The 25,131-nt window shown below is 64.0% G+C and carries 25 protein-coding genes; 14 read left to right on the top strand and 11 right to left on the bottom strand.

Going from position 1 to position 25,131, the window contains the following annotated elements:
* Positions 1-5 precede the first annotated feature (5 nt).
* Positions 6-980 carry a glutathione S-transferase family protein gene (locus J7359_RS12700; protein ID WP_209057096.1) on the top strand — a complete coding sequence of 325 codons (975 nt, stop codon included), beginning with the start codon at positions 6-8 and terminating at the stop codon, positions 978-980.
* A gap of 151 nt (positions 981-1,131) precedes the next feature.
* Positions 1,132-1,623: a GNAT family N-acetyltransferase gene (locus tag J7359_RS12705; RefSeq protein ID WP_209057097.1), complete on the top strand. Its 492-nt coding sequence runs from the start codon at positions 1,132-1,134 to the stop codon at positions 1,621-1,623.
* A gap of 114 nt (positions 1,624-1,737) precedes the next feature.
* Here the strand turns inward: J7359_RS12705 and J7359_RS12710 are convergent, their stop codons facing one another.
* The 7 genes from J7359_RS12710 to pqqA all read right to left on the bottom strand — a co-directional run bounded on the left by J7359_RS12710 (position 1,738) and on the right by pqqA (position 6,659).
* Positions 1,738-2,154 (bottom strand): VOC family protein, encoded by a 417-nt coding sequence (locus J7359_RS12710; protein ID WP_209057098.1) that lies wholly within the window; start codon positions 2,152-2,154, stop codon positions 1,738-1,740.
* A gap of 493 nt (positions 2,155-2,647) precedes the next feature.
* Complete coding sequence (locus J7359_RS12715; RefSeq protein WP_209057099.1) at positions 2,648-3,424, bottom strand: quinoprotein dehydrogenase-associated SoxYZ-like carrier; 777 nt, start codon at positions 3,422-3,424, stop codon at positions 2,648-2,650.
* A gap of 4 nt (positions 3,425-3,428) precedes the next feature.
* Complete coding sequence (pqqE, locus tag J7359_RS12720) at positions 3,429-4,577, bottom strand: pyrroloquinoline quinone biosynthesis protein PqqE (protein ID WP_209057100.1); 1,149 nt, start codon at positions 4,575-4,577, stop codon at positions 3,429-3,431.
* Positions 4,574-4,867 carry a pyrroloquinoline quinone biosynthesis peptide chaperone PqqD gene (gene pqqD / locus J7359_RS12725; RefSeq protein WP_209057102.1) on the bottom strand — a complete coding sequence of 98 codons (294 nt, stop codon included), beginning with the start codon at positions 4,865-4,867 and terminating at the stop codon, positions 4,574-4,576. The genes pqqE and pqqD overlap by 4 nt, the downstream gene beginning before the upstream one ends.
* Positions 4,867-5,616 carry a pyrroloquinoline-quinone synthase PqqC gene (gene pqqC, locus J7359_RS12730; RefSeq protein WP_348524381.1) on the bottom strand — a complete coding sequence of 250 codons (750 nt, stop codon included), beginning with the start codon at positions 5,614-5,616 and terminating at the stop codon, positions 4,867-4,869. The genes pqqD and pqqC overlap by 1 nt, the downstream gene beginning before the upstream one ends.
* Entirely contained in the window at positions 5,613-6,494 is an 882-nt protein-coding gene (pqqB, locus tag J7359_RS12735) for a pyrroloquinoline quinone biosynthesis protein PqqB (RefSeq protein WP_209057105.1), read from the bottom strand. The genes pqqC and pqqB overlap by 4 nt, the downstream gene beginning before the upstream one ends.
* A gap of 72 nt (positions 6,495-6,566) precedes the next feature.
* Positions 6,567-6,659, bottom strand: coding sequence for a pyrroloquinoline quinone precursor peptide PqqA (gene pqqA, locus J7359_RS12740; protein WP_043131127.1), 93 nt, complete (start codon positions 6,657-6,659; stop codon positions 6,567-6,569).
* 193 nt (positions 6,660-6,852) lie between these two features.
* Here pqqA and J7359_RS12745 point away from each other — a divergent pair, with 193 nt between their 5' ends.
* The 11 genes from J7359_RS12745 to J7359_RS12795 all read left to right on the top strand — a co-directional run bounded on the left by J7359_RS12745 (position 6,853) and on the right by J7359_RS12795 (position 19,641).
* Positions 6,853-7,860 (top strand): quinoprotein relay system zinc metallohydrolase 2, encoded by a 1,008-nt coding sequence (locus J7359_RS12745; RefSeq protein WP_209057107.1) that lies wholly within the window; start codon positions 6,853-6,855, stop codon positions 7,858-7,860.
* Between the two features lie 108 nt (positions 7,861-7,968).
* On the top strand, positions 7,969-9,306 hold the full coding sequence (locus J7359_RS12750) for an ABC transporter substrate-binding protein (RefSeq protein ID WP_209057109.1): 1,338 nt from the start codon (positions 7,969-7,971) through the stop codon (positions 9,304-9,306).
* A 74-nt stretch (positions 9,307-9,380) separates the two neighbouring features.
* Positions 9,381-10,376 (top strand): sugar ABC transporter permease, encoded by a 996-nt coding sequence (locus J7359_RS12755; protein WP_209057111.1) that lies wholly within the window; start codon positions 9,381-9,383, stop codon positions 10,374-10,376.
* Positions 10,376-11,509, top strand: a complete 1,134-nt coding sequence (locus tag J7359_RS12760) for a carbohydrate ABC transporter permease (protein WP_209057113.1) — start codon at positions 10,376-10,378, stop codon at positions 11,507-11,509. Before J7359_RS12755 ends, J7359_RS12760 begins: the two co-directional genes overlap by 1 nt.
* 10 nt (positions 11,510-11,519) lie before the next feature.
* Positions 11,520-13,046, top strand: coding sequence for an alpha-amylase family glycosyl hydrolase (locus J7359_RS12765; RefSeq protein WP_209057254.1), 1,527 nt, complete (start codon positions 11,520-11,522; stop codon positions 13,044-13,046).
* 18 nt (positions 13,047-13,064) lie between these two features.
* Complete coding sequence (ugpC, locus tag J7359_RS12770; protein ID WP_209057115.1) at positions 13,065-14,306, top strand: sn-glycerol-3-phosphate ABC transporter ATP-binding protein UgpC; 1,242 nt, start codon at positions 13,065-13,067, stop codon at positions 14,304-14,306.
* Positions 14,307-14,389: 83 nt separating this feature from the next.
* Positions 14,390-15,361, top strand: a complete 972-nt coding sequence (locus tag J7359_RS12775; RefSeq protein WP_209057117.1) for a GAF domain-containing protein — start codon at positions 14,390-14,392, stop codon at positions 15,359-15,361.
* Positions 15,362-15,471: 110 nt separating this feature from the next.
* Positions 15,472-16,998: an aldehyde dehydrogenase gene (gene adh / locus J7359_RS12780; protein WP_209057119.1), complete on the top strand. Its 1,527-nt coding sequence runs from the start codon at positions 15,472-15,474 to the stop codon at positions 16,996-16,998.
* Positions 16,999-17,239: 241 nt separating this feature from the next.
* The gene (locus tag J7359_RS12785; protein ID WP_209057121.1) at positions 17,240-17,569 is read left to right on the top strand and encodes a DUF779 domain-containing protein; all 330 of its coding nucleotides are present in this window, start codon (positions 17,240-17,242) and stop codon (positions 17,567-17,569) included.
* A 69-nt stretch (positions 17,570-17,638) separates the two neighbouring features.
* A complete protein-coding gene (argC, locus tag J7359_RS12790) occupies positions 17,639-18,556 on the top strand; it encodes an N-acetyl-gamma-glutamyl-phosphate reductase (protein WP_209057123.1) in 918 nt (305 codons plus the stop codon).
* A 170-nt stretch (positions 18,557-18,726) separates the two neighbouring features.
* Entirely contained in the window at positions 18,727-19,641 is a 915-nt protein-coding gene (locus tag J7359_RS12795; protein ID WP_209057124.1) for a M10 family metallopeptidase C-terminal domain-containing protein, read from the top strand.
* Positions 19,642-19,830: 189 nt separating this feature from the next.
* On the opposite strand, the gene J7359_RS12800 is transcribed toward J7359_RS12795, so the two are convergent.
* Positions 19,831-20,145, bottom strand: coding sequence for an antibiotic biosynthesis monooxygenase (locus J7359_RS12800; protein WP_209057125.1), 315 nt, complete (start codon positions 20,143-20,145; stop codon positions 19,831-19,833).
* A gap of 147 nt (positions 20,146-20,292) precedes the next feature.
* On the opposite strand from J7359_RS12800, the gene J7359_RS12805 reads away from it, so the two are divergent.
* On the top strand, positions 20,293-21,345 hold the full coding sequence (locus tag J7359_RS12805) for a glycosyltransferase family 61 protein (protein WP_209057126.1): 1,053 nt from the start codon (positions 20,293-20,295) through the stop codon (positions 21,343-21,345).
* Between the two features lie 3 nt (positions 21,346-21,348).
* Here J7359_RS12805 and trxC read toward each other — a convergent pair whose 3' ends face one another.
* The 3 genes from trxC to J7359_RS12820 form a co-directional block, all read right to left on the bottom strand.
* A complete protein-coding gene (gene trxC, locus J7359_RS12810; RefSeq protein ID WP_209057127.1) occupies positions 21,349-21,789 on the bottom strand; it encodes a thioredoxin TrxC in 441 nt (146 codons plus the stop codon).
* Positions 21,790-21,865: 76 nt separating this feature from the next.
* Entirely contained in the window at positions 21,866-24,706 is a 2,841-nt protein-coding gene (gcvP, locus tag J7359_RS12815; RefSeq protein ID WP_209057128.1) for an aminomethyl-transferring glycine dehydrogenase, read from the bottom strand.
* Positions 24,707-24,721: 15 nt separating this feature from the next.
* Complete coding sequence (locus J7359_RS12820; RefSeq protein WP_209057129.1) at positions 24,722-25,066, bottom strand: VOC family protein; 345 nt, start codon at positions 25,064-25,066, stop codon at positions 24,722-24,724.
* Positions 25,067-25,131: the final 65 nt, after the last annotated feature.

Below are 25,131 nucleotides of genomic sequence, written 5' to 3' on the forward strand. Positions count from 1 at the left end.
TGACGATGGGCCAACTGGTTGACGGCGTCTGGAAGGACGAATGGTACGACACCGACGCGCATGACGGCGAATTCGTTCGCGACAGCGCGAAATACCGCAGCTGGGTGACCGCCGACGGCACGCCCGGCCCGACCGGCGACGGCGGGTTCAAGGCCGAAACCGGGCGCTATCACCTCTATGTCTCCTATGCCTGCCCGTGGGCGCATCGGGCGCTGATCTTCCGCGCGCTGAAGGATCTGACCGACCATATCCAGGTCTCGGCGGTCCATCCCGACATGCTGTCCGAGGGCTGGGAATTCCGCCAGGACTTTCCCGGCGCGACCGGCGACCTTCTGTTCGACAGCGCCTATATGCGCGACATCTATCTGCGCGCGAACCCCAAGGCGTCCGGCCGCGTCACCGTGCCGGTTCTGTGGGACCGTGAACGCGACACGATCGTGTCGAACGAAAGCGCCGACATCATTCGCATGTTCAATTCCGCCTTCGACGGAATCACCGGCAACGACGACGATTACTGGCCCGAACATTTGCGCGACCAGATCGAACAGGTGAACGCCCGCATCTACGACACCGTGAACAACGGCGTCTACAAGGCCGGCTTCGCGACCTCGCAGGCCGCCTATGACAAGGCGGTCGCGCCGCTGTTCGACAGCCTCGACTGGATCGAGGGGCTGCTGGCCCGGACCCGCTATCTGACCGGCCAGCGCATCACCGAGGCCGACTGGCGCCTGTTCACCACCATCGCCCGCTTCGATCCGGTCTATCACACGCATTTCAAATGCAACCGCCGCCGGGTCGTCGATTATCCGAACCTGTGGGGCTGGGCGCGTGAACTGTATCAATGGCCCGGCGTCGCGCCCACCGTCCGCCCCGACCATTTCGTGCGCCACTACTACTACAGCCACGACACGGTGAACCCGCACCGCATCATCCCCATCGGCCCCGACGAGGACTGGACCGCCCCGCACGGCAGGGGCTAAGCGGGCCTGCGCCGGCGGGCAACGGCTTGCCGACGTCGCGTCTGATACCAGCGAACGCCAAGGGGGTGCTTTGAGCTCTTTCAGGAAGTCGAATCCCTTGCGGCCCTGTCTTTCTTCCTCGACGCTTTCTCTCTACAGGTTGTGACCAGCCATGGACGACGTGCGGGTAGTGAAACTGGCAGCCGACGATCTGCCAATCTTCAAGGCGATCCGGTTGGAGTCCTTGAAGATGGCACCGGAGGCATTTGCCAACACCTTCGCGGACTGGTCATCCCTGTCAGACGAAGAATGGCTCGACCGCATGAAGATCCCGGTCTTTGTGACGCTGAAGGGGTCGGAACCTGTCGGAGTCATGGGGCTGATGCCCCAACGTGGGGAAAAGCGTTCTCACCGGGCGTCAATCATCATGGTTTACCTTCGCGAAAGCGAACAGGGGTCCGGCTTGGCGAATGTTCTGCTGCAGGCACTCATGGATTTTGCCAAGGAAAGCGGCGTGCGCCAACTCGAGCTCAACGTAAACCAAACCAACATTCGGGCCATCCGCTTCTACCAGCGGCACGGCTTCCAGACGGTGGGGCGAATTCCGGCAGCGCTGATCGCAAACGGCCTCGAAGTGGACGAACTGATCATGGTTCGTCGGTGAACCAGCCAAGGTCTGCTTCGTCCCTCGTAGCTATCGCAAAAGCGATGCAAAGATAACCTTGGTTGAAGCCCAAACCAGATGATTCTGCGCCTGAAAAAACTATTAGCTGCCGTGCTATTCGTCGCGCCCGGGCTCATTCGTGTCGCTCGAGAACAATGCGATCTTGTTGCCGTCCGGGTCACGAACATAAGCGACATAGAAGTGGGGACCATACATGGCCCGAAACCCGGGCTGCCCATCATCAAGGCCGCCCGCGGCCAGCGCGGCGCTGTGAAGGTCACGAACCTGCTTCTGCGATCGCGCCTGAAACGCGACCATGACACCATTCCCGGCCGACGCAGCTTGCCCATCGAAAGGTGATTTGACGTAGAAATCTGGTTGGACCGAGGGCTCGCCCGACCGTGCGGGCAGAATATAGCTCAAGTCTCCCTGATACTCTTCCAGCCCGTAACCAAGATCCGGCAGGAATGCCGAGTAGAAGCGTTCTGCCCGCGTGATGTCGTTTGCTCCTACAGTGACGTAAGCGATCATGATGTGCGTCCTTCTGGTGGTTCGGCGATGGTGATGGGTTCACCGGTATGGCCCGCATAGACGATTTCGGCTCCCTCGTCACATCGCGCCCGCCTCTGGCACGATCAGCCTTCCGTCCGGGGTGCTTCCTGCGCCTCTGTTGCGTGGCAGGTGGGGCGTGCAACGCGCGCAAGCGGTGTACAGGCTGTGCACGCCCTGTGCGCGTGTCGTGTACGCTGTGTGATCCGTGAAACGCAGCATTTGCAGGGATTTTCGCGGTCCCGCCGAAATTCCCTGCATCGCGCAACGCGCGCACCCGTTGCGCGGCTCTGAACCGAAAGATCCTGAAACGCGAAACCCCGGCGCGGGAAACGCCGGGGCATCAGAGAGAGAGGGTGTGGCCGCATCCGCCGACCACTGGGCTTCGGTGGTCTAACGCCCGCCACGCGGGGCGGTTCCCCAAAGAAACACATGCGCGAATTCCTGCCGTGACCGGCGTCGTTGCGTGCCGAAGTCAGCCGGAAACGTCGAAGCTCTGATCCCAGATATTGCCATCGACATCCTCGGCATGGACCCGGATCGGCTGGCCGTTCGGGCGATAGGCAAAGCGGAACACCGGGTCTTCACTGACCGAAATACCGGCCTTCATCGCGAACAGCAGATCGTCGCCCTGCTGCACCTCGAGCCGGTCGATGAAATTCGCGGGAATGTTCAGCAGAGTCACCTGATCGCGCTGCAGCCCCGAGAACATCGGATGCCGGATCATCAGCGTGCCGATGTTCCGGCCGTCCGCTTCGGCAGTTTTCCAGCGCATCTGGCCCTTGCTGGCCTCGACCGCTGCCATGTCCTTGCCGGCGGGCGCCGAACAGCCGCCCGAGGCCTTGACGAACCGCCCGGCCATGATCTTGCCGCCATCCACCCGAGTGCCGATCGCGCGCACGTCGGAATAGGCGTCCACGCGGACCCGCACCTCGAAATCCAGGGGCATCAGCGCGTCGCCGAAGCTGTATTCGGCGGCGACGGGGGCCGGATTCTCGTCGATGACCAGGGTCAGGTCGGTCAGGGGCGCGGCATCCGGGGCCTGGGTCAGCCGGATCGGCACGATGGCCGCGTCATTGGCACGGAACGGCGCGTCCAGATCCAGCGCGGTGGCATCGATCGGCGGTTCCTCGGTCAGCCCGACGACCGATTCACGCAGGTCGTTCCAGGTTTCCGAGGGCAGCAAGGGGTTGTCCTGCGCGAATGCGGGCGAGGCCAGCAGAAGCGCCGCGGCGGTAAGCCATGCCTTCATCACTTCATCCTCCCTTTTTCATGCGCCGGTAGATGAATTCTGCCGTATCGGCGGCCGCATCCTCCTCGGCCCGCGCGACGACCTGCGCATGCAGCGGTGATTTTGAACAGACCGGATCGGTTGCCCGCGCATCGCCCGCCAAGGCCATAGCTTGACACCGACAGCCGCCGAAATCCACGGTTTTCCGCTCACAAGACCGGCATGGTTCGGGCATCCATTCGGTGCCGCGAAAGGCGTTGAAGGCGTCGGACAGGTTCCAGATGTCGGACAGGCTGCGGTCGCGGACATTGTCGAACCGCATCCAATCGATGGATTGGGCGGCATGGCAGGGCAGGACCGATCCATCCGGCGCCACGTTCAGACCGGTGCTGCCCCAGCCGCCCATGCAGGCCTTGGGGTAGATCGCATGATGATCGGCGGGCACATAGTCGATGACCATCCGGCCGCGCAGCCGCAGGCGCGATTCGTTGACGATGCGTCGGGCGAAGGCGGCCTGTTCCTGCGTCGGCATCAGCGCGGCGCGGTTCAGGTCGGCCCATCCGTGGAACTGCACCGTTGCCACCTCGATCCGCCGCGCGCCCAGGTGTTCGGCCAGGTTGATCATGTCGGGCAGACGTTCCATGTTCTGGCGGTGGACGACGGCATTGATGGTCAGCGGAAAGCCGATTTCCGTGACCCAGTCGGCGAAACCCATCTTCTTGTCCCACGACCCCGGATGGCCGCTGATCCGGTCGGCCATGTCGGGACGGATCCCCTGCAGGGACAGTTGAACGTGATCGACACCGGCGCGGTCCAGTTCGATCAGCCGGTCGCGGGTGATGCCGATCCCCGAGGTGATCAGGTTGACGTAAAGCCCCGCGTCGCGGGCGCTGGCGACGATCTGGGCCAGGTCGCGGCGCGCGCCGGGTTCGCCGCCCGAGATATGGACCTGCAGGACGCCCAGATCGGCGGCTTCGCGGAACACCCGCGCCCAATCCTCTGCCGGCAATTCCTGCGCGGCGCGGGTCAGTTCGACCGGGTTGGAACAATAGGGACAGGCCAGGGGGCAGCGGTGGGTGATCTCGGCCAGCATCGCCATGGGCAGGCCGGGCGTGACCGGGTTGCCGTCAAGATCCCTTGGCTGAACAGGGGGCTGGCCGGGAAGATCCTTCATGTCGCCTCCTTCAGAAACACCATGCGGCGTTCGATCAGGCCGGTCAGGAAATCGCGGATATCGCCCGCGATCTGATCCTGCGGCGCGTTGTAGCGCGCGGCGAGATCGGCAGCGATCTGGGACATGCTTCGCACGCCGTCCAGTTCCGACAGGATCGCATCGCCGATCGGGTCCAGCTGCATGGCCCGTTCGGGCGCCTGCAGCACGCGAATGCCGCGCACTCGGTCATCTGCAAGCCGCACGCCGCGCGGCAGATAGGGAATGTCGGCCGGTTCGATAAGCGGTTCCATCAGGCCATGCCCTCGCCGGGCCGCCAGGCGCCGGGCGGGATGTTGCCTTCGACATAGCCGTGCCACAGCGCGTCCAACTGCGCCCACAGCACGTCGGTCTTGAAGATCAGCGCGGCGGCGGCGGCGTCCTGCTTTTCCTTGGTGTCGGCGTTGGTCAGGACGTAGTCGAGGCCGAATTTGACGTCCTCGGGCGCCTCGGTCAGGCGCTTTTTGAAGTAGGCCAGGCTGGTGTCGTCGGCGAAATCGTAATGGGCCAGCAGCCCCTCGATCCGCTGCGCGTGGATCCGTGGGGCGAACAACTCGGTCAGGCTGGCTGCGACGGCATCCAGCAGGGGCATGTCGCGCACGAAGCGCACATAGGCGTCCACGGCAAAGCGTGTGGCGGGCATGATGCCCGTGCCGCTGGCGACATAGTCGGGGTCCAACCCGACGGCCTGCGCCAACGCCAGCCAGCGGCGGATGCCGCCGCCTTCGGTGGTTCCGCCGTCGTGATCCTCGATCCGCTTGCGCCAGGCCCGGCGCAAAGCGGGATCCTCGACGCGCGACATGAAGGCCGCGTCCTTCATCGGGATGCGGGACTGATACATCCAGCGATTGATGACCCAGGCGCGCACCTCGTCGGGGGTGCATTGCCCACCGTGCAGGCGGGCGTGGAACGGGTGGCGATCGTGATAACGCTCGGCCCCGATGGCACGCAGCCGGGCCTCGAAATCCTCGCGCGATTGCGGGCCGTCATTGATGTCCTTCACAGCGTGATCTCCATACCGTCGCGGCCGATCTGCCATCCCTGCGCCTCGGCCCGTGCCGTCTCGGCGCTGTCCGGATCGGTCAGCGGGTTCGAATTGTTCATGTGGACGAAGATGCGCCGCCTGACCGGCACCCCGTCCAGCGCCGCGATCGTTTCGCTGGCGGCCATATGACCCATGCGGCGGCCGGTCTTGCGACCCAGCCCCGCCCGGATCATCTCGTCATCCTGCCACAGCGTGCCGTCGAACAGCAGCGCATCGGCGTCCTTGATCCTTGCCGTCAGCCAATCGGGCATCTCGGCGCAGCCGGGAATGTAAAGGGCGCGCCGACCGTTCGCGGCCAGTTCGACGCCCACGGTCGCCTCGCCCATCAGCCCGGTCTCGACGACCTCGCCTTCCTGGTACAGCGGCACCTTGCCGGGCACGGCGAACAGGGTCGCGGTCAGGCCCGGCGCCAGGTCGATGGCCTGATCCAGCGCGACGGTCCGACGCGGCACCAGATCCGGCTGCAACGCGGCCAGCATCGGGTTCTGCGCCAGCGCGTCGTGAATCGCGGCGGTCGCAAAAAGATCGAAGGGCTGACTTTCGCGCAGTGTCAGTAGACCCGCGACATGGTCGATATCGCCGTTCGTCAGCAGAACCGCGCGCAACGGCATGTCGCGCGGCCCCGTCGGATGCAGTGCGGGCGTGGCCGCCAGTTGCATCCTGATATCGGGCGACGCGTTCAGGATCGCCCAGTCGCGCCCATCGGCGCTGACCGCGATCGAGCTTTGCGTCAGCGACGGGATGCGACCCGCGCGCGCAGCGTCGCAATTTCGGCAACCGCAGTTCCACTGCGGCAAACCTCCTCCTGCGGCTGCGCCTAGAATGATGATGTGCATATCGGTCCAGACGAAACGGCCCTGCCCGAATAGGTCGGACAGGGCCGGTCTTGCGTCTGTTCTGTCAGTTGATCAGAACAGGACAGGCTCGTCCTCGGCCGGGGCATACATGTTGATTTCCATGCCGCAGGCGATTTCCTTAAGGATTGGTTTCGTCCATGCCATTCTTGCTTCTCCTCCAATAGCCGGAGCCGCAGAAATCGCGGCTGGATTTCATGTTAGATGAGGGGCAGGATGAATCAACACGACTAAGGTCGCAGTCACGGGAATTTGGCTGCGTGCGACCGTAGATCGGGAAGGTTCGGCAATGTTCCATCTGATACTGACTGCCTGCCTTGCTGGACCATCCGCGCCTTGCGTGCCGATTCTTCTGCCCCAGGGTGACGCCGCTTCCGGGCCGGCCTGCAGGCAGGGCGCCGCGCGAATCAGCAAGGACTGGTTGGACCGTCATTCCGATCTGGTCGCGGACGGGACAGAATGCGTGCCGACCGAAGATCTGCCCGCGCTGGATCTGCGACAGGTCGCGCCGGGGGTATTTGCGTTCTTCGGCCAGGCCGTCCAGCTTGAAGACAGCGCCGATGGCAGGATCGCCAATCTGGGGGTGGTGATCGGGCAGGATTCGGTGGCGGTCATCGACACGGGCGTGTCGCGGATGCAGGGCCAGCAGCTTTATGCGGCGATCCGTCGGCTGACGCCGAAGCCGGTCAGCCACGTCATCCTGACCCACATGCATCCCGATCATGTTCTGGGAACTTCGGTCTTCCAGGACGCCGGGGCGCAGGTGCTGGGCCATCACGCCCTGCCGCTGGCCCTGCAGATGCGGGCGGGCGGGTATCTGGAGAACATCGCGCGGCTTCTGCCGCCTGAAGAAGTTCTGGGAACCGAAGTCGTGCTGCCCGACACGACCGTGCAGGACAGTCTGCGGATCGATCTGGGGGGGCGGTCGCTGCTGCTGCGCGCGGAACAGACGGCACATACCGACAACGATCTGACCGCATTCGATGACACGACCAACACGCTGTTCTCGGGCGATCTGATCTTTCGTGAACTGACCCCGATCATTGACGGGTCGTTGACCGGCTGGCTGGGCTGGATCGCAGCACCGCCGCAGCCTGAGCCGCGCGTGATCGTGCCCGGCCACGGAGACGTTGCCCGTGAATGGCAGCAGGCGATCGCGCCACAATCGGATTTTTTGAAAGCGCTTGCGGATGTGACGCGATCGCAGATAGATGCCGGAACACCGCTTTCAGAGGCCGTCGAGATCATCGTTAATAATCTGAATTACATGAATAAAAATTGGAATTCCTTCCCGGCCTCGGTCGCCCGCGATGCAACGGCCGCATACAAAGAGCTGGAGTGGGAATGATAAGCGTTTGACAGCTTCGCCGAAGTTGTTGATTGATCGAAGCAAGGGTCGGAAACTGAACGTGATTCTGGCCTGACAAGGGAGGAAAAATTGAAGTCAGCATTTTTCATGACAGTCGCGGTCGCCGCGCTGTCTGCGGGGGCGGTCTGCGCGCAGATGGTCATCGAGCCGGGCAGCGACGATCGCATCGACTGGCAGAGCCTTGAAGACTTCAAGGCGGCGCACGGCGATCTGGACGGGCAATCCTTCACCATTCTCGGTCCCTGGCTGGGCGCGGACCAGGAACTGTTCACTTCGATCCTGCCCTATTTCCAAGAGGCGACCGGGGCGGTGGCCAACTATTCCGGGTCTGACAGCTTCGAACAGCAGATCGTGATCGACAGCGAAGCGGGCTCGCCGCCCGATGTCGCCGTGTTCCCGCAGCCCGGTCTTGCCGCCGACCTTGCCAAGAAAGGGCATCTCACGCCGTTGGGGGACGAGACGGCACAATGGGTGCGCGACAACTATGCCGCCGGTGACAGTTGGGCCAGACTTGGCACCTATGCCGGACAGGATGGCGCGGAACATTTCTACGCCTTCCCCTACAAGGCCGACGTGAAATCCCTGGTCTGGTTTGTCCCCGAGAACTTCGAAGATGCCGGATACGAAATTCCCGAAACCTACGAGGATCTGAAGGCCCTGACCGAACAGATCGCTGCGGATGGCGAAACCCCATGGTGCATCGGACTGGGGTCGGGTGGTGCGACGGGGTGGCCCGCGACCGACTGGGTCGAGGATCTGATGCTGCGCACCAACACGCCCGAGGATTACGACGCCTGGACGACCAATGCTCTGCCGTTCAACGATCCAAAGGTGGTCGCGGCGATCGATGAATTCGGCTGGTTCGCGAAGAACGACGACTATGTGTCCGGTGGCAGCGCGGCGGTCGCCTCGACCGATTTCCGCGACAGCCCGAAGGGTTTGTTCGAAAGCCCGCCTGCCTGTTACATGCATCGTCAGGCCAGCTTCATTCCGTCGTTCTTCCCCGAGGGAACCGAAATCGGGCTGGATGTCGATTTCTTCTACTTCCCGGCGCCGGCGGATGGCAGCCTTGGTCAGCCGGTCCTGGGCGGTGGGACGCTGTTCTCGGTGCTGTCGGACAACCCTGCCGCGCTGGCATTCGTCGATTTCCTGAAGACGCCCGCCGCGCACGAGATCTGGATGGCGCAGAAAGGGTTCCTGACTCCGCATACCGGCGTCAACACCGAAGCCTACGGTGACGAGACCCTGAAGAAGATGGGTCAGATCCTGCTGGATGCGACGACCTTCCGCTTCGACGGATCGGACCTGATGCCCGGCGCCATCGGTGCGGGGGCGTTCTGGACCGGAATGGTCGATTTCGTCGGAGGCAAGCCCGCCCAAGACGTGGCCGATCAGATCCAGCAGACCTGGGATACGATCAAGTAAAGACCTCGGTCGCATGACAAGGCTCTGGCGCGGCCACCGCGCCGGACCACAAGAAAATCCGGGGGGATTGAGGGATGGAACTGTTCTGGCTGGCGATCAGCACGATCGTGATTGGCGTATTCGGCTGCGTGGCGTGGTTCTGGGGATCGAACATGGTCCTGGACGCGATCTACCCGCCGCGCGGCGAGAATGCAGGCGACAATATCCGCAGGGCGAACCAGGTGCGGCCATGGCTGTTTCTGGGGCCGGCGCTGCTGTTTCTGGGCCTGTATCTGGTCTATCCGGTGATCGACAGCCTGTGGCGATCGCTGCACAATGCCGATGGAAGCCGCTTTGTCGGCGGGTCCAACTACAGCTGGCTTCTTGGCGACGGCAAGTTTCGCGAGTCCATGCGAAACAACATGCTGTGGCTGCTGGTCGTGCCGGCCCTGTCCACATTTTTCGGGCTGATTGCAGCGCAGCTGACCGACCGGATCAAGTGGGGCAATATCGGCAAGTCGCTGATCTTCATGCCGATGGCGATCAGTTTCGTCGGCGCCGGCGTGATCTGGAAATTCATCTATGAATACCGCGCCCCCGACGAGATCCAGATCGGTCTGCTGAACTGGATCGTGACCAAGCTGGGCGGCGATCCGCAGATCTGGCTGACGCTGCTTCCGTGGAACAACTTCTTCCTGATGATCGTGCTGGTCTGGATCCAGACCGGGTTCGCCATGGTGATCCTGTCCGCCGCCCTGCGCGGCATCCCCGAGGAAACCATCGAGGCCGCGATCCTGGACGGCGCCTCGCCGATGCAGGTCTTCATGAAGATCAAGGTGCCGCAGATCATGGGCACCATCGCCGTGGTCTGGACCACCATCACCATCGTCGTGCTGAAGGTCTTCGACATCGTGTTCGTGATGACCAACGGCCAGTGGGGCACGCAGGTGCTGGCGAACCTGATGTATGACTGGATGTTCCGCGGCAGCCCCGACTACGGGCGCGGGTCGGCCATCGCTATCGTCCTGATGATCCTGGTCACGCCGATCATGGTCTGGAACATCCGCAACGCACGCAAGGAGGTCCGCTGATGGAGGGCATGGCAGGACAGAAATCCTCGCTGACATGGGCGGTCAACATTGCGGCCTTCCTGCTGGTGCTGGCATGGACGATCCCGACACTGGGCCTGTTCGTGTCGTCGTTCCGCGATCGCGACCAGATCGCGTCAACCGGCTGGTGGCAGTCATTTTCGGGGTCCGAACAGACCGGCTTCGTGCGCACAGGCACTGATGACGACGCGACTCAGGTCGATGGCATGTATGTCATCGAGGGCAATGTGCTTGAGGGCGAGCAGAGCCTGATCGCCTGGGGCACCGGTGCCCGGCAGCCGGCAGAATTCCAGCCGGGCGAGACGGCCCAGATCGAGGACGGCTGGGATCTGACCGTGAACGAGGACGGCAGCTATCGCCTGAGTTCGGCCGAACCGTTCGAGATGCGACGAGGCGAACGGATCTTCACCACCACCGAGGTGCCGCCGAAATTCACCACCGCGAATTATCAGCGCGTTCTGACGGCCGAGGGGCTTGGCCGGGCCTTCATGAACACCATGACGGTGACGATCCCGGCGACGGTGATCCCGATCCTGATCGCGGCCTTCGCGGCCTATGCGCTGGCGTGGATGGAATTTCCGGGCAGGGCGATCCTGACTGCTGCGGTCGTCGGGCTGCTGGTCGTGCCGCTGCAGGTGTCGCTGATCCCGCTGTTGCGGCTTCACAACGATCTGGGCATCGGCAAGGGCTATCTGGGGATCTGGCTGGCGCATACCGGCTTTGGTTTGCCATTGGCGGTCTATCTGCTGCGAAACTACATGGTCGGCCTGCCGCGCGAGGTGATCGAAAGCGCCCGCGTCGATGGCGCGACCGAATTCCAGATCTTCCGCCGCATTATCCTGCCGCTGTCGTTCCCCGCGCTGGCCAGTTTCGCGATCTTCCAGTTCCTGTGGGTCTGGAACGACCTGCTGGTGGCGACTGTTTTCCTGGGCAACACCCGCGAACAGCTGGTCATGACCGGGGTGTTGCGCGAACTGATGGGATCGAAGGGCGGCGAATGGGAAATCCTTGCGACATCTGCGTTCATCTCGATCGCGGTGCCGCTGATCGTTTTCTTCGCAATGCAGAAATATCTGGTCCGCGGGCTGCTGGCCGGATCGGTGAAAGGTGGCTGACTTGACGGAAATGACGGCAGACTGGTGGAAGGGCGGGATCATCTATCAGGTGTATCCGCGCAGTTTTCAGGACACGACGGGCGACGGCATCGGCGATCTGGCCGGCATCGCGCAGCGTCTGCCCTATGTCGCCTCGCTGGGGGTGGACGCGGTCTGGATCTCGCCCTTCTTTACGTCGCCGATGAAGGATTTCGGTTACGATGTCAGCGATTATCGCGGCATCGACCCGATCTTCGGCACGATGGACGATTTCGACTGGCTGATCGAACGGGCGCACGAGCTGGGCCTGAAGGTGATGATCGATCTGGTCATGTCGCACACATCGGACCAGCATCCCTGGTTCAAGGAAAGCCGGTCCAGCCGCGACAACGCCAAGGCCGAATGGTTCGTGTGGTCCGACCCCAAGCCGGACGGCACGGCCCCCACCAACTGGTTGTCGATCTTCGGCGGCAGCGCGTGGCAATGGGATGCACGGCGCGAACAATATTACCTGCACAACTTTCTGGCCTCGCAGCCGGACCTGAATTTCCACAATCCCCAGGTTCAGGACGCGCTGCTGGAAATGGCGAATTTCTGGTTGGACAAGGGCGTGGACGGCTTCCGTCTGGACACGATCAACTTCTATTTCCATGACAAGGAATTGCGCGACAACCCGCCTCTGGCACCCGAACTGCGCAAGGCGGATACGGCGCCCGCGGTGAATCCCTACAACCACCAAAGCCACAAGTTCGACAAGTCGCAGCCCGAGAATGTGGCGTTCCTGGAACGCTTCGCGACCACCTTGAAGCCGCGCGGCGCCGTGGTGGTGGGCGAGATCGGCGACAGCGAACGCGGGCTTGAACTGCTTGAGGAATATACCGGCGTGCCGGGCCGGGTGCAGATGTCCTATGTCTTCGACTTCCTGTCGGGCGACAATCTGCCGGCGGACCGGATCGTGGCCGTTTTCGAGCAGTTGCAATCGGTCGCACCGAACAGCTGGCCGTGCTGGGCGATGTCGAACCATGACGTGATGCGCCACATCACCCGCTGGAATCTCAGCGATCAGGCGGCCAAGGCCTATTGCACGGTGCTGATGTGCCTGCGCGGCAGCGTCTGCCTGTATCAGGGCGAGGAACTTGGCCTGCCTGAAGCGGATCTGAACTTCGAGGATCTGCGCGATCCCTATGGCATCGAATTCTGGCCCGAATTCAAGGGCCGCGACGGATGCCGCACGCCGATGGTGTGGGATATGGGCGTTAATGGCGGATTCTCGACCAGCCAGCCGTGGCTGCCGGTGCCGCATGCGCATCTTCAGCGCACCGTTGTCGCCGAAGAGGCCGACGCACAGTCGGTGCTGCACCATTATCGGTGGGCAATCGGCCTGCGCAAGAAACACAGCGCGCTGCGCCTGGGCGCGATGACGGATATCCGTGCCGACGGTCCGGTCCTGTCCTTCACGCGGTCGGACAGCGAACAGACATTGCGGATAAAAGCCAATCTTTCCGAGGAAGAGGTTGGCGGACTGGGACCGTGGCAGGTCCAGATCATCGAGGGTTAACGGGGGGAGGGATCGCGAATGGCCGATCTGAAGCTGACCGACATCGCCAAGTCGTATGGCGACGTGCAGGTACTGAAGAATATCGACCTCGACATCAAATCGGGCGAATTCATCGTGTTCGTGGGCCCGTCGGGTTGCGGCAAATCCACGCTGCTGCGCATGATCGCGGGGCTTGAACGGATCACGGGGGGCGAGTTGCAGATTGGTGGGCAGGTGATGAACGACATCCCGCCCAGCCAGCGCGGCATCGCGATGGTGTTCCAGTCCTATGCCCTCTACCCGCACATGACGGTGCGCGACAACATGGCCTTCGCGCTGAAGATCGCCGGGCAGTCGAAAGATCAGATCCAGCAGGCCACCGACCGGGCCGGCAAGATGCTGCAACTGACCCCCTATCTGGACCGCCTGCCCAAGGCGCTGTCGGGCGGCCAGCGTCAGCGGGTGGCCATCGGACGCGCAATCGTGCGCGATCCGCAGGTCTATCTGTTCGACGAACCGCTGTCGAACCTGGACGCCGCCCTGCGCGTCGCCACCCGGATCGAGATTGCGCAGCTGAAGGCTTCGATGCCCGACCGCACGATGATCTACGTGACCCATGACCAGACCGAGGCGATGACCCTGGCCGACCGCATCGTGGTGCTGGCCGGCGGCGGCATCGCGCAGGTAGGCGCGCCGCTGGAATTGTATGAACGCCCGGTCAACGAATTCGTGGCGCAGTTCATCGGCAGCCCGGCGATGAACCTGCTGCCGGGCAAGGTCAAGACAGTGGGCCAGATGACCACGGTCGCGCTGGATGGCGGGCTGGAGGCGCAGGTGGCCATTCCGACGCGCCCCGGCGACGAGGGCATGTCCGTCAATCTGGGCGTTCGCCCCGAGGACATGCGCGAGACCGACGGAACCCCGGTCTTCGAAGGCAAGGTCGACCTGACCGAGGCCTTGGGCGAGGTGACGCTGCTGTATTTCGGCACGGCCGAGGATATCGTGCCGGTGACGGCCAAGCTGCCGGGCATCCATCCCGGCCTGAACGGCCGCACCATCCGGCTGACGGCCGACCCCGAGGCGCTGCATCTGTTCCACAAGGGAAACTCGCTTCTCTATCGCGACGGGGTGGACCTGCCCCCCTATCAGCCCCGCACGAACCGGCCTTCGGGCAGCGTGGGCGGCGAACACGGCGCCAGCGCGATGCCGTCGGAGGCGGGGGACGCATCCGATGGTCGCATCGACAATGGGCTGATCAAGCCCGAAGGCCCCGTCAGGTAAGGCGAGAACGCGCCGGGGCGCGACGAAAGTCGTAAATCGCGACCCGGCGTTTCTGATATACTCTCCCCACCGGGGGAGGAATCATGACGCAACGCAGCCACGCGGATCGGGTGGCCGAGCAGTCGCAGTCGAAATCCGCGACGTCGGCGCTTGCTGCATCCTGGCGCAGGTCGATGCTGAAATACGGGCTGGATCCGGGCGACGGGCGTCGCCCAGAACGGCTGAGCCTTGCCGAATTGTCCGTCCGCCGCCAGGCCATGGAACATTTCCTGAAGGTCGCGGGTCTACAGCTTGACCAGCTTTACACCATTGTCGGCCTGTCGGGCTGCAACGTCCTGCTGACCGACGCGACCGGCGTGGTGCTGGATCAGCGGGTCAGCGACGCCGATGCCGCCCAGTTTCGCGACTGGGGCCTGTGGCAGGGCATGGACTGGTCCGAAGCCGCACAGGGCACGAACGGCATCGGAACCTGCCTGGTCGAGGGTCGCCAGGTGACGATCCATCGTGACGAACATTTCCGGACCAACAATATCGGCATGTCCTGCATGGATGCGCCGATCTGGGGGCCTGACGGACGCCTGCTGGCCGCGCTGGATGTCAGCTCTGCCCGCGCCGATCAGACCGAACGCTACAACCGCCTGATCGGCGCGCAGGTCGCCCAGACCGCCCGCGCCATCGAGGCCGTGTTCTTTCATGCATCGTTCCCGCAGGCCCGGATCGTGGTGGCCGCCGATGACAGCGTGGACGCCACGATGCTGCTGGCGGTGGACAAGGACGATCTGGCCATCGGCGCGACACGGGCGGCGCGCCGCGCGCTGGGTCTGGAACGTGAAGGCGCGTTTCGTCCACGCCCTGCGGCCGACCTGCTGGGGCGCGATGACGATCTGCGCGGCTTTGACCGGGCCGAGCGCGCGGCTGTCGCACGGGCCTTGGCGCGGGCGGGCGGCAACGTCTCGGCCGCCGCGCGCGCGCTGGGGATCGGCCGGGCGACGCTGTATCGCCGCATGGCGCGGCTGGGACTGAGCGAAAAACAGTCGCGACTGTCTCACGGTTGAGACAATTGCCCGCGACCGCGACCTTGGTGTTGTTGAAACGAATCCTCACAGCGCCAAGCTAGGGACCAGACCCGAAGAAGGAGACTTCGGGATCATCAGAGGAGGATACGATGCCGAACGATCAGACGCATGAGTTCAAGGGCGTGGGCGTGATGCCCTTTGCCAAGCGGTATGACAACTTCATCAACGGCCAGTGGATGGCACCGAAGTCGGGCAGGTATTTCATGAATACCACCCCGATCACCGGCGGCGAAATCGGCGAGATCGCTCGCTCCGGCGCCGAGGATATCGAGGCCGCGCTGGACGCCGCGCACGCCGCCAAGGACAAGTGGGGCCAGACCTCCGCCGCGGAACGCGCCAATGTCCTGAACCGGATCGCCGACCGGATGGAAGCCAACCTGGAACTGCTGGCCACCGCCGAGACCTGGGACAACGGCAAGCCGATCCGCGAGACGATGGCCGCCGACCTGCCGCTGGCCGTCGATCACTTCCGTTATTTCGCCGGTGTCCTGCGGGCGCAGGAAGGCGGGATCTCGGAAATCGACCACGACACCATCGCCTATCACTTCCACGAGCCTCTGGGCGTCGTGGGCCAGATCATTCCGTGGAACTTCCCGCTGCTGATGGCGACGTGGAAACTGGCGCCTGCGCTGGCTGCCGGCAATTGCGTGGTTCTGAAGCCCGCCGAACAGACCCCCGCGGGGATCATGGTGTTCGCCGACCTGATCGGTGACCTGTTGCCGCCGGGCGTCCTGAACATCGTCAACGGCTTCGGCCTGGAAGCCGGCAAGCCCCTGGCCAGCAACCCGCGCATCGCCAAGATCGCCTTTACCGGCGAGACGACGACCGGCCGGCTGATCATGCAGTATGCCTCGGAAAACCTGATCCCGGTGACGCTGGAACTGGGCGGAAAATCCCCCAACATCTTCTTCGAGGATGTCGCCCGCGAGGATGACGATTACTTCGACAAGGCCATCGAGGGCTTCGTGATGTTCGCGCTGAACCAGGGCGAGGTCTGCACCTGCCCGTCGCGCGCCCTGATCGCGGAATCGATCTATGACAAGTTCATGGATCGCGCCTTGCAGCGCGTGAAGGACATCGTGCAGGGCGATCCGCGCGACAGCGCGACGATGATCGGCGCGCAGGCATCCAGCGAGCAGAAGGAAAAGATCCTGTCCTATTTCGACATCGGTCGGAAAGAGGGCGCCGAGGTTCTGACCGGCGGCGAGGCGGCCGATCTGGGCGGTGAATTGTCCAGCGGCTATTATATCAAGCCGACGGTCCTGAAGGGCCACAACAAGATGCGGGTCTTCCAGGAGGAAATCTTTGGCCCGGTCGTCTCGGTGACCACCTTCAAGGATCAGGACGAGGCCCTGTCGATCGCCAATGATACGCTTTACGGTCTTGGCGCCGGCGTCTGGTCGCGCGACGCGAATACCTGCTATCGCTTTGGCCGTGCGATCAAGGCGGGGCGCGTCTGGACCAACTGCTATCACGCCTATCCGGCCCATGCGGCCTTCGGCGGCTACAAGCAGTCGGGCATCGGCCGCGAGAATCACCGCATGATGCTGGACCACTATCAGCAGACCAAGAACATGCTGGTCAGCTATAGCCCGAAGAAACTGGGCTTCTTCTGAGAAGATGAACGGACCGGCCCCCTGCGGGGCCGGTCCTTCCCCGCGATCTGCGGGCGCCTGTGGCGTCGGGACCTAACGCCCCTCCCTGCCGGACAGTCCCGATGCCTCAGGCACCGCCACATCATGCCAGGGTGATACAGGCCCCGCCGGCTGACCAACGCCATTGCAAGGCCCAGGCTGGAAATGCCCTGCAGGATGGTTCACAATCCGGCAGGTCCACCCCGAAAAGGAGGTTGAAGACATGAGCACCGTGACGGCCACACCAGAGGCGCTGCAACTGCTTGAGGAAATCACCGCCGATCACGGGCCGGTCCTGTTCCACCAGTCCGGCGGCTGCTGCGACGGGTCCAGCCCGATGTGTTATCCGCAAAGCGATTTCAAGGTCAGCGACCGCGATGTGAAGCTGGGCGAGATCGGCGGTGCGCCGTTCTACATCTCGGCCAGCCAGTATGAGACATGGAAGCATACCGATCTGGTCATCGACGTGGTGCCGGGCCGGGGCGGCATGTTCAGCCTGGATAACGGGCGTGAGAAACGCTTTCTGACCCGGTCCGAGATGTGTTCGATCTGAAGCCCCCGACGCAATTGTGATGCCCCCGGGTTTCGCCTATAAACGGCGCGTTCACCCGGAGGGTCTATCATGGAATACAGCATCTTCATCGACGGCGAAGCCGGCACGACGGGTCTGCAGATCCGCGAGCGGCTGGAGGCGCGTGAAGACATTCGCCTGATCCAGATCGACCCCGCACGCCGCAAGGATGCCGATGCCCGCCGCGAAGCGTTTCAGGAAGCGGATGTCGCGATCCTGTGCCTGCCTGACGACGCCGCCCGCGAGGCGGTGGAACTGACCAGCGATCTGGACGTCCGTCTGATCGACGCCTCGACCGCGCATCGGGTCGATGACCGCTGGGTCTATGGCTTTCCCGAACTGTCGGACGAGATTCGCGACCAGATCGCCGAGGCGCAGCTTGTCAGCAATCCCGGCTGCTATTCCACCGGATCGATCGCGATCATCGCGCCGCTGATCGCGGCGGGGCTGATCGATGCGGACGAGCCTCTGGCGATCAACGCGGTCAGCGGGTTCACCGGCGGCGGCAAGGCTTTGGTCGCCGAATATGGGGATGGCGCGGCGCCTGCGCATTTCGTCTATGGGCTGAACCAGCGCCACAAGCATATCCCCGAGATCATGGCCCATACAGGCCTGATGCTGCAGCCGGTCTTCGCCCCCTCGGTCGGCAATTTCGCGCAGGGCATGGCGGTGCAACTGCCGCTGCATCTGGACGACGAACGGACCGTCAAGGCGCTGTTCGAGGCGCTGTCGGATCATTACGACGGACAGAAATTCGTCCGCGTCGTGCCTGCGGCCGAAATCGGCGCGCGCATCGTGCCCACCGCGATGAACGGCAGCAATGTGATGCAGATCAGCGTGCATGGCGATGATGACAATGGCTGCTGCATGGTGGTCGCGGTGCTGGACAATCTGGGCAAGGGCGCGTCCGGCGCGGCGGTTCAGAACCTGAACATCATGCTGGACATGGACGAGGGCGAGGGGCTTTGACCCCCGTGGGTTCACGCTTGGGCCGGCTTTCGCCTGTTGCGGGCCGCCGGATGGGCGGGACTGTTCCGACGACGCGCCGGCTCGCTTGACGCCCGGCGCGCTTCCGGCGCACCTCTGACGCTGAAATCCGGCGCGGTCGTGACGCCGGATACGGGCAAGAGGTCCAGCGCGTGGCTGTCATCAGATCGCAACATTCCTTCAACATTCTCAGCATCGACCTGCATCGGCTGGATTATGGTGCGACCGGTCACGATTTCGATGACAACGTCAATCTGAGATATGCCGGCCAATCCCACCGCGATGTCTATGAATACGCGTGGGAATTGCCGGGCTATCAGTACAGCAGCCGCTATATGGGCGACGACCTGCGGGTTTCCGGGTCGGGTGACCTGGCCTCGGGCGTCGTCGATACCTATTCCGAACGTGTCTGGACGGGATCGGACTGGTGGGAACTGTGGCGCATGAGCGGCGTGTCGATCGACGCCGGTGACCTGGCCGATGCCATTTCCAGCCCCTCGGTCGCCGATGATCGACGGCTGTATCGCGATGCGTTCTCGGGCGACGACCTGTTCCGCCTCAGCATCAACGCCGACCGCGCCTATGGATATGCGGGCGACGATACGCTGAAGGGGGGCGCGGGCAACGACACGCTGGCCGGGCAGGCAGGGCAGGACCGGCTGTTCGGCGGTCAGGGGAACGATTCGATGAATGGCGGGCCGGGGCGCGATCACCTGAAGGGGGATGGCGGTGCGGATGTCTTCATCTTCCAGTCCACGCGCGACATCGGCAACAGCTATGGCGGAAGCGATATCGTCGTCGATTTCCACGAGGGGCAGGACGTGCTGCACCTGTCAAGGATCGACGCCAGCACGCAGCTGGCCGGGAACAACGGGTTTGTGTGGCGCGGCGAAGGCGACTTCACGGGCAGCGCGAAGGGCGAGGTGCGCTATGACAGCATCGACCGTCCGGGCACCGCGAACGACGTCACGCTGGTCTATATCGACACCGACGCCGATCGCGGGGCCGAGGCAACGATCCGGCTTCAGGGGCTGCACGATCTGACCGCCGACGATTTCCTGTTCTAGCCGCGTCCGGCGCGGGTCGGTGCGTCATTCTGGACAAGGACGGTCCTGCGCGCTATCGGCAAGAAAATGCCGATAAACTCCGACCCGGCCTGTGTGGTCGATTTGCGGATCAGCAGGACAAGCCGACAATGGCCGAAATTTTCGCATCATCGAATTGTGGGCTGCCGCGCCTGACCGCAGCCGGGGTGATCAACGCCCCTCTGGCGGACGCGGCTCGACCAGAACGTCCTGAAAATAGCGCTTGCTGCGCTGGCCGGTCGTGATGGGGGTGATTTTTTCGATGCAGGCGCGGTAATGCGGGGTCTGACCATGGGCCTTCAGCGCCTCGATCCCGGTAAAGATCTCATAGACCGTGAACCGGTTCTGGTCCTCGGGGTCGCACAGAAGGTCAAAGCGCAGATTTCCGGGTTCCTGTCGCGTGCCTTCCCAATTGATGCGGAAGGCCTCGATGAACTCGTCCCGGTGGCCGGGCAAGACTTCGATGCTGACCAGTTGCACAAGCATGGGCGTTTCCTTGATAGGCCGTTCGAAGGCTGTCGGCCCGGCATTCCTAGTCGATTTTCCGAAACTCGGCCAGTGTCAGGGAAGCCATGCGTTCGGACATTCGGGACATTCGACGGTTTTTCGTTACCTCTACAAGGTTGATTTCAGATGTTTCATTCGATCAGACCCGTGACTTCGCGCCTGCGCCGGCTGGCCGGCCTTCCGCCAAGGGATTTCTTTCGGAACGCCGAGGAAAGCTGGCAGATTTCACCCGCCGAGACCATCCAGTTCCGGCCCGCCTACGCGCTGCCCGGGCAGGTCGAACGTATCGCCGGCACCATGTTCGCGTCGATGGCCGACACCGTCGAGGCCCTGACCCGCGATGGGGCGGCGTCGGAACGCGCGACCCGTGCCTGGCGGCTGCGCGGCGTCGATCTGATCGATGGCGTGCTGTATCACGGCGGCGGCGAATATCATCTTCGGACCCGCCGCAACCGGTTCGGGCTGGCGCGCCGCCCGCGCAGCGAAACCAGCGGCGCGCTGTACGAGACCTGGACGACGAACCGCTGGTTCGGAAGCTGGCTGATGGATGCCACGCTGGCGCATGGCCTTGCCGCAGCCGAAGGCCCCGCCCTGACAACCGCGCCCGAACCCGCGCCGGGCGGTCATCAGGCCGCGTATGAACAGCTGATCGGCATGACGCCGCAGCGCCTGCCGGGCGATGTTCATTTCCGCGAACTGGTTCTGTTCGATGATCTGCCGAACAATGGCGGCAAGGCCGCGCGCGCCAAGGCGCTGCGCCGTCGGCTTCTTGATGCGGCGCCGCCGGTCCCGGTGCCGGGTGTTTTCCTGTTGCGGGGCGAGGCGGGCGACCGTCGCGTGCTTGCAAACGAACGCCAGCTTGCCGACAGCCTCGCCGAAAGCCGGGGGTTTCTGGTCATGGACCCGCTGCAGGTGACGGTAGAGGATCTGATCCGTGCCTGCGGTGCCGCCCGCGCCATCGTCGGGGTCGAGGGCAGCCATCTTGTCCACGGCATCACCGTTGCACCCGAAGGCGCCGCGATCGTGCCGATCCAGCCGCCGCAGCGCGTCGCCGCCACGTTGAAGCAGATGACCGACCGGCTGGACCAGCGGTTCGGCCTGCTGGTGGCCGAGGGCAACGATACCGATTTCACGCTGGCGCGCGACGACCTGTTCGCGACGCTGGATCTTTTCGACTGAGGGTCAGCGACCTGCCATCGCGGCGTCGGTCATCCGCACAAGATCCGCCGCGGGGCGGGCGCCCGCCTGACGGCTGACCTCGCGCCCGTCGCGAAACAGGATAAAGGCCGGGATGCCGCGAATGTTCCAGCGCGCCGACGCTGCGGGATGGGTTTGCGTGTCGATCTTGACCAGCCGCGCCCGGCCCTTCAACAGGGCTGCGGCCTTTTCGAACTCGGGTGCCATCATCCTGCACGGACCGCACCACGGCGCCCAGAAATCGACCAGTAGAGGAACCTGATCGGTCCTGGCCGCCTTCTGCAGCGTCGCGTCATCGACGGCCACCGGCTTTGCCGGCATCAGCGCCGCGCCGCAGGTGCCGCATTTCGGGTTTGCGTCCAGTCGTTCCGACGGCACGCGATTGGCCTGTGCGCAGGACAGGCAGACAAGCTTCCGGGGCGACATCGCGGCCTCCTATTCCATGATTCGAATATGAAGCCGCGCGCGCGGTTTTCAAGATGATCGTGCGAGGCCTGCGGAATTATTCCGCAGCCTCGGCATAGCTGTCCAGCGGCGGACAGGTGCAGATCAGGTTGCGGTCGCCGAAGACGTTGTCCACCCGTCCGACCGGAGGCCAGTACTTGTCCACCCTGAACGCGCCCGCCGGGAAACAGCCCTGCTCGCGCGAATAGGGGCGATCCCAGTCCGCGACCAGATCCTCGACCGTGTGGGGCGCCCGGCGCAGCGGGCTTTCCTCGGCGGCGATCCGCCCTTCCGCGACCTCGGTGATCTCGTCGCGGATCGCCAGCATCGCGGCGACAAAGCGGTCGATCTCGGCCTTGGTCTCGGATTCCGTAGGCTCCACCATCAGCGTTCCGGCGACCGGCCAGGACATCGTGGGGGCGTGGAAACCGTTGTCGATCAGCCGCTTGGCGATGTCGTCCACGGTCACCCCGTGATCCGCGAAGGGCCGCGTGTCCAGGATGCATTCATGCGCGACGCGCCCGCGATTGCCCATGAACAGGATCGGATAGGCACCCGCCAGCCGCGAGGCGATGTAATTGGCATTCAGGATCGCCACGCGCGTCGCCTGGGTCAGGCCGGCGCCGCCCATCATCAGGCAGTAGGCCCAGGAAATCAGCAGGATCGACGCGCTGCCATAGGGGGCCGCGGACACGGCGCCGCTGTCGTCATCCCGCGGATCGCCCGGCAGATGCGGGGCCAGATGCGCCTTGACGCCGATCGGGCCCATGCCAGGGCCGCCGCCGCCATGCGGGATGGCAAAGGTCTTGTGCAGGTTCAGGTGGCTGACATCGCCGCCGATCTCGCCCGGCTTCACCAGCCCGACCAGCGCGTTCAGGTTCGCCCCGTCGATATAGACCTGACCGCCGTGGTCGTGGGTGATCCGGCAGACATCGCGCACCGTATCCTCGAAGACGCCATGGGTGCTGGGATAGGTGATCATCACGGCGGCCAGACGGTCGCCCGCCTTCGCCGCCTTGTCGGCGAAATCCTCCAGATCGATGTCGCCGTTCGGCGCGGATTTCACCACCACGACCTTCATGCCGCACATCTGCGCGCTGGCCGGGTTGGTGCCATGCGCCGACATCGGGATCAGGCAGATGTCGCGCTGATCATCGCCGCGCGCCCGGTGATAGGCCTGGATCGTCAGCAGCCCGGCATATTCCCCCTGCGCGCCGCTGTTCGGTTGCATCGAAAACGCATCATAGCCGGTGATCTCGCACAGCTTCGCGTCCAGATCCGCGATCGCCTCGGCATATCCCGCCGCCTGGTGGCGCGGCGCAAAGGGATGCAGCGCGCCGAATTCGGGCCAGGTGATCGGCATCATCTCGGCGGCCGCATTAAGCTTCATCGTGCAGGACCCCAGCGGGATCATCGCCCGGTCCAGCGCCAGATCGCGATCCGACAGACGCCGCATATAGCGCATCATCTCGGACTCGGCGCGGTTCATGTGAAAGACCGGATGGGTCAGGTAGTCGCTGTCGCGCAGCAGATCGTCGGGGATCGCGGGGCCTTGCGCGGGGGCGGGCGCGTCCTCGATGCCGAACGCGTCCAGCAGCCGCAGAATGACATCGGCATCGGTCGTCTCGTCGACGCTGATCCCGACGCGGTCGCGACCCACGCGGCGCAGGTTGATGCCGCGCTGTTCGGCCGCGGCCAGGATTCCAGCCTGACCGACCCCGACCTTCACGGTGACCGTGTCGAAGAATGCCTGCGGGGCGACCTCGGCCCCCGCGCGACGCAGCGCCTCGGCAATCGTCACTGCGCCCAGATGGACGCGCTGCGCGATGGCGCGCAACCCCTCGGGGCCGTGGAACACCGCGTAGAAGCTGGCCATGACGGCCAGCAGGGCCTGCGCGGTGCAGACATTCGAGGTCGCTTTCTCGCGCCGTATATGCTGCTCGCGCGTCTGCAAGGACAGGCGATAGGCCTGATTGCCCTTGGCATCGATGCTGACCCCGACGATCCGGCCGGGCATCGCACGCTTCAGTTCGTCGCGGCAGGACATGAAGGCGGCGTGCGGCCCGCCATAGCCCATCGGCACCCCGAAACGCTGTGCCGACCCGACGGCGATGTCCGCGCCCATCGCACCGGGTTCCTTCAGCAGGCACAAGGCCAGCAGGTCGGTCGCGACGATGGCCAGCGCCTTTGCGTCATGCAGCGCCTCGATCTCGGGCGTCAGGTCGCGGACATGGCCATAGGTGCCCGGATACTGAAAGATCGCGCCGAAGACCTCGGCGGCATTCAGATCGTCGATGGACCCCTTGATGATGCGGATGCCCAACGGCGCGGCCCGCGTCTCGATCACGGCGATGGTCTGGGGGTGCAGGTCATGGGCAACGAAGAACGCATCGGCCTTGGATTTGGCTTGCCGCCGCGCCATCGCCATCGCCTCGGCCGCCGCCGTCGCCTCGTCCAGCAGGCTGGCATTGGCGATGGGAAGCCCGGTCAGATCGGCGACCATGGTCTGAAAATTCAGCAGCGCCTCAAGCCGTCCCTGGGCGATCTCGGGCTGATAGGGGGTATAGGCGGTGTACCAGGCCGGGTTTTCCAGAATGTTGCGCTGGATCGCCGGCGGGGTGAAGGTGCCATGATAGCCTTGTCCGATCAGGCTGGTCATCACGGTGTTCTTCTTCGCCACGTCCTGCATGCGGGCCAGCAGCGCGGCCTCTGACAGCGCGGGCCAGCCTAGCGGCTCATCCTGACGGATTGCCTGCGGCACGGTCTGGTCGATCAGCGCATCAAGGCTTTCCGCGCCCACGACACGCAGCATCTCGGCCATTTCGACGGGCGAGGGGCCGATATGCCGGCGGTTGGCGAAATCATCGGGATGATAGTCGGTCGGGTTCCAGCGGGTCATACGCGCCTTCTTTCGTTATCCTTGGCCCTGCCCGGCATGGCAAAGCACGTTCACAAGATTTCCTTCCGGGTCGCGCAGATAAATGCGCCTGACGCCCCATGGCTCATCCGCCGGGCCATAGACGATCGCGTCGCCCGCCCGCGCAGTCACGGCCTCCAGATCGTCCACCTCGATCGAGATGACCGGCAGATCTGTGCCCGACCCGCCTTGCGAGGCCAGCGACAGCTGCGTGACCTGCGACTGCCCGCCAAGCGTGACGATGAATCCATGATCCATCGCCACGTCCAGCCCCAGCAATTCGCGATACCATTTGGCAAGACGCGCGGGATCGCGGGCGGGAACAATGCGCAGAACGCTCATCCTCGGCTTCCCCTTAAAGATACGGTGCGGCCCGGAGGCGCAAACCCCATGGGGTTTCGCCGGAC

The sequence above is a fragment of the Paracoccus sp. R12_2 genome (assembly GCF_017744015.1).
Classification (GTDB): Bacteria; Pseudomonadota; Alphaproteobacteria; order Rhodobacterales; family Rhodobacteraceae; genus Paracoccus.

Bases quoted from the DNA above. Each gene is read 5' to 3' on its own strand.
- ugpC (WP_209057115.1), top strand. From the start codon at position 13,065: ATGGCCGATCTGAAGCTGACCGACATCGCCAAGTCGTATGGCGACGTG.
- gcvP (WP_209057128.1), bottom strand. From the start codon at position 24,706: ATGACCCGCTGGAACCCGACCGACTATCATCCCGATGATTTCGCCAAC.
- adh (WP_209057119.1), top strand. From the start codon at position 15,472: ATGCCGAACGATCAGACGCATGAGTTCAAGGGCGTGGGCGTGATGCCC.
- J7359_RS12715 (WP_209057099.1), bottom strand. From the start codon at position 3,424: ATGAAGGCATGGCTTACCGCCGCGGCGCTTCTGCTGGCCTCGCCCGCA.
- J7359_RS12800 (WP_209057125.1), bottom strand. From the start codon at position 20,145: ATGCTTGTGCAACTGGTCAGCATCGAAGTCTTGCCCGGCCACCGGGAC.
- pqqD (WP_209057102.1), bottom strand. From the start codon at position 4,867: ATGGAACCGCTTATCGAACCGGCCGACATTCCCTATCTGCCGCGCGGC.
- J7359_RS12755 (WP_209057111.1), top strand. From the start codon at position 9,381: ATGGAACTGTTCTGGCTGGCGATCAGCACGATCGTGATTGGCGTATTC.
- J7359_RS12710 (WP_209057098.1), bottom strand. From the start codon at position 2,154: ATGATCGCTTACGTCACTGTAGGAGCAAACGACATCACGCGGGCAGAA.
- pqqE (WP_209057100.1), bottom strand. From the start codon at position 4,577: ATGAAGGATCTTCCCGGCCAGCCCCCTGTTCAGCCAAGGGATCTTGAC.
- J7359_RS12705 (WP_209057097.1), top strand. From the start codon at position 1,132: ATGGACGACGTGCGGGTAGTGAAACTGGCAGCCGACGATCTGCCAATC.
- J7359_RS12805 (WP_209057126.1), top strand. From the start codon at position 20,293: ATGTTTCATTCGATCAGACCCGTGACTTCGCGCCTGCGCCGGCTGGCC.
- J7359_RS12760 (WP_209057113.1), top strand. From the start codon at position 10,376: ATGGAGGGCATGGCAGGACAGAAATCCTCGCTGACATGGGCGGTCAAC.
- pqqA (WP_043131127.1), bottom strand. From the start codon at position 6,659: ATGGCATGGACGAAACCAATCCTTAAGGAAATCGCCTGCGGCATGGAA.
- J7359_RS12775 (WP_209057117.1), top strand. From the start codon at position 14,390: ATGACGCAACGCAGCCACGCGGATCGGGTGGCCGAGCAGTCGCAGTCG.
- J7359_RS12765 (WP_209057254.1), top strand. From the start codon at position 11,520: ATGACGGCAGACTGGTGGAAGGGCGGGATCATCTATCAGGTGTATCCG.
- trxC (WP_209057127.1), bottom strand. From the start codon at position 21,789: ATGTCGCCCCGGAAGCTTGTCTGCCTGTCCTGCGCACAGGCCAATCGC.
- J7359_RS12785 (WP_209057121.1), top strand. From the start codon at position 17,240: ATGAGCACCGTGACGGCCACACCAGAGGCGCTGCAACTGCTTGAGGAA.
- J7359_RS12700 (WP_209057096.1), top strand. From the start codon at position 6: ATGGGCCAACTGGTTGACGGCGTCTGGAAGGACGAATGGTACGACACC.
- J7359_RS12820 (WP_209057129.1), bottom strand. From the start codon at position 25,066: ATGAGCGTTCTGCGCATTGTTCCCGCCCGCGATCCCGCGCGTCTTGCC.
- J7359_RS12750 (WP_209057109.1), top strand. From the start codon at position 7,969: ATGACAGTCGCGGTCGCCGCGCTGTCTGCGGGGGCGGTCTGCGCGCAG.
- pqqB (WP_209057105.1), bottom strand. From the start codon at position 6,494: ATGCACATCATCATTCTAGGCGCAGCCGCAGGAGGAGGTTTGCCGCAG.
- argC (WP_209057123.1), top strand. From the start codon at position 17,639: ATGGAATACAGCATCTTCATCGACGGCGAAGCCGGCACGACGGGTCTG.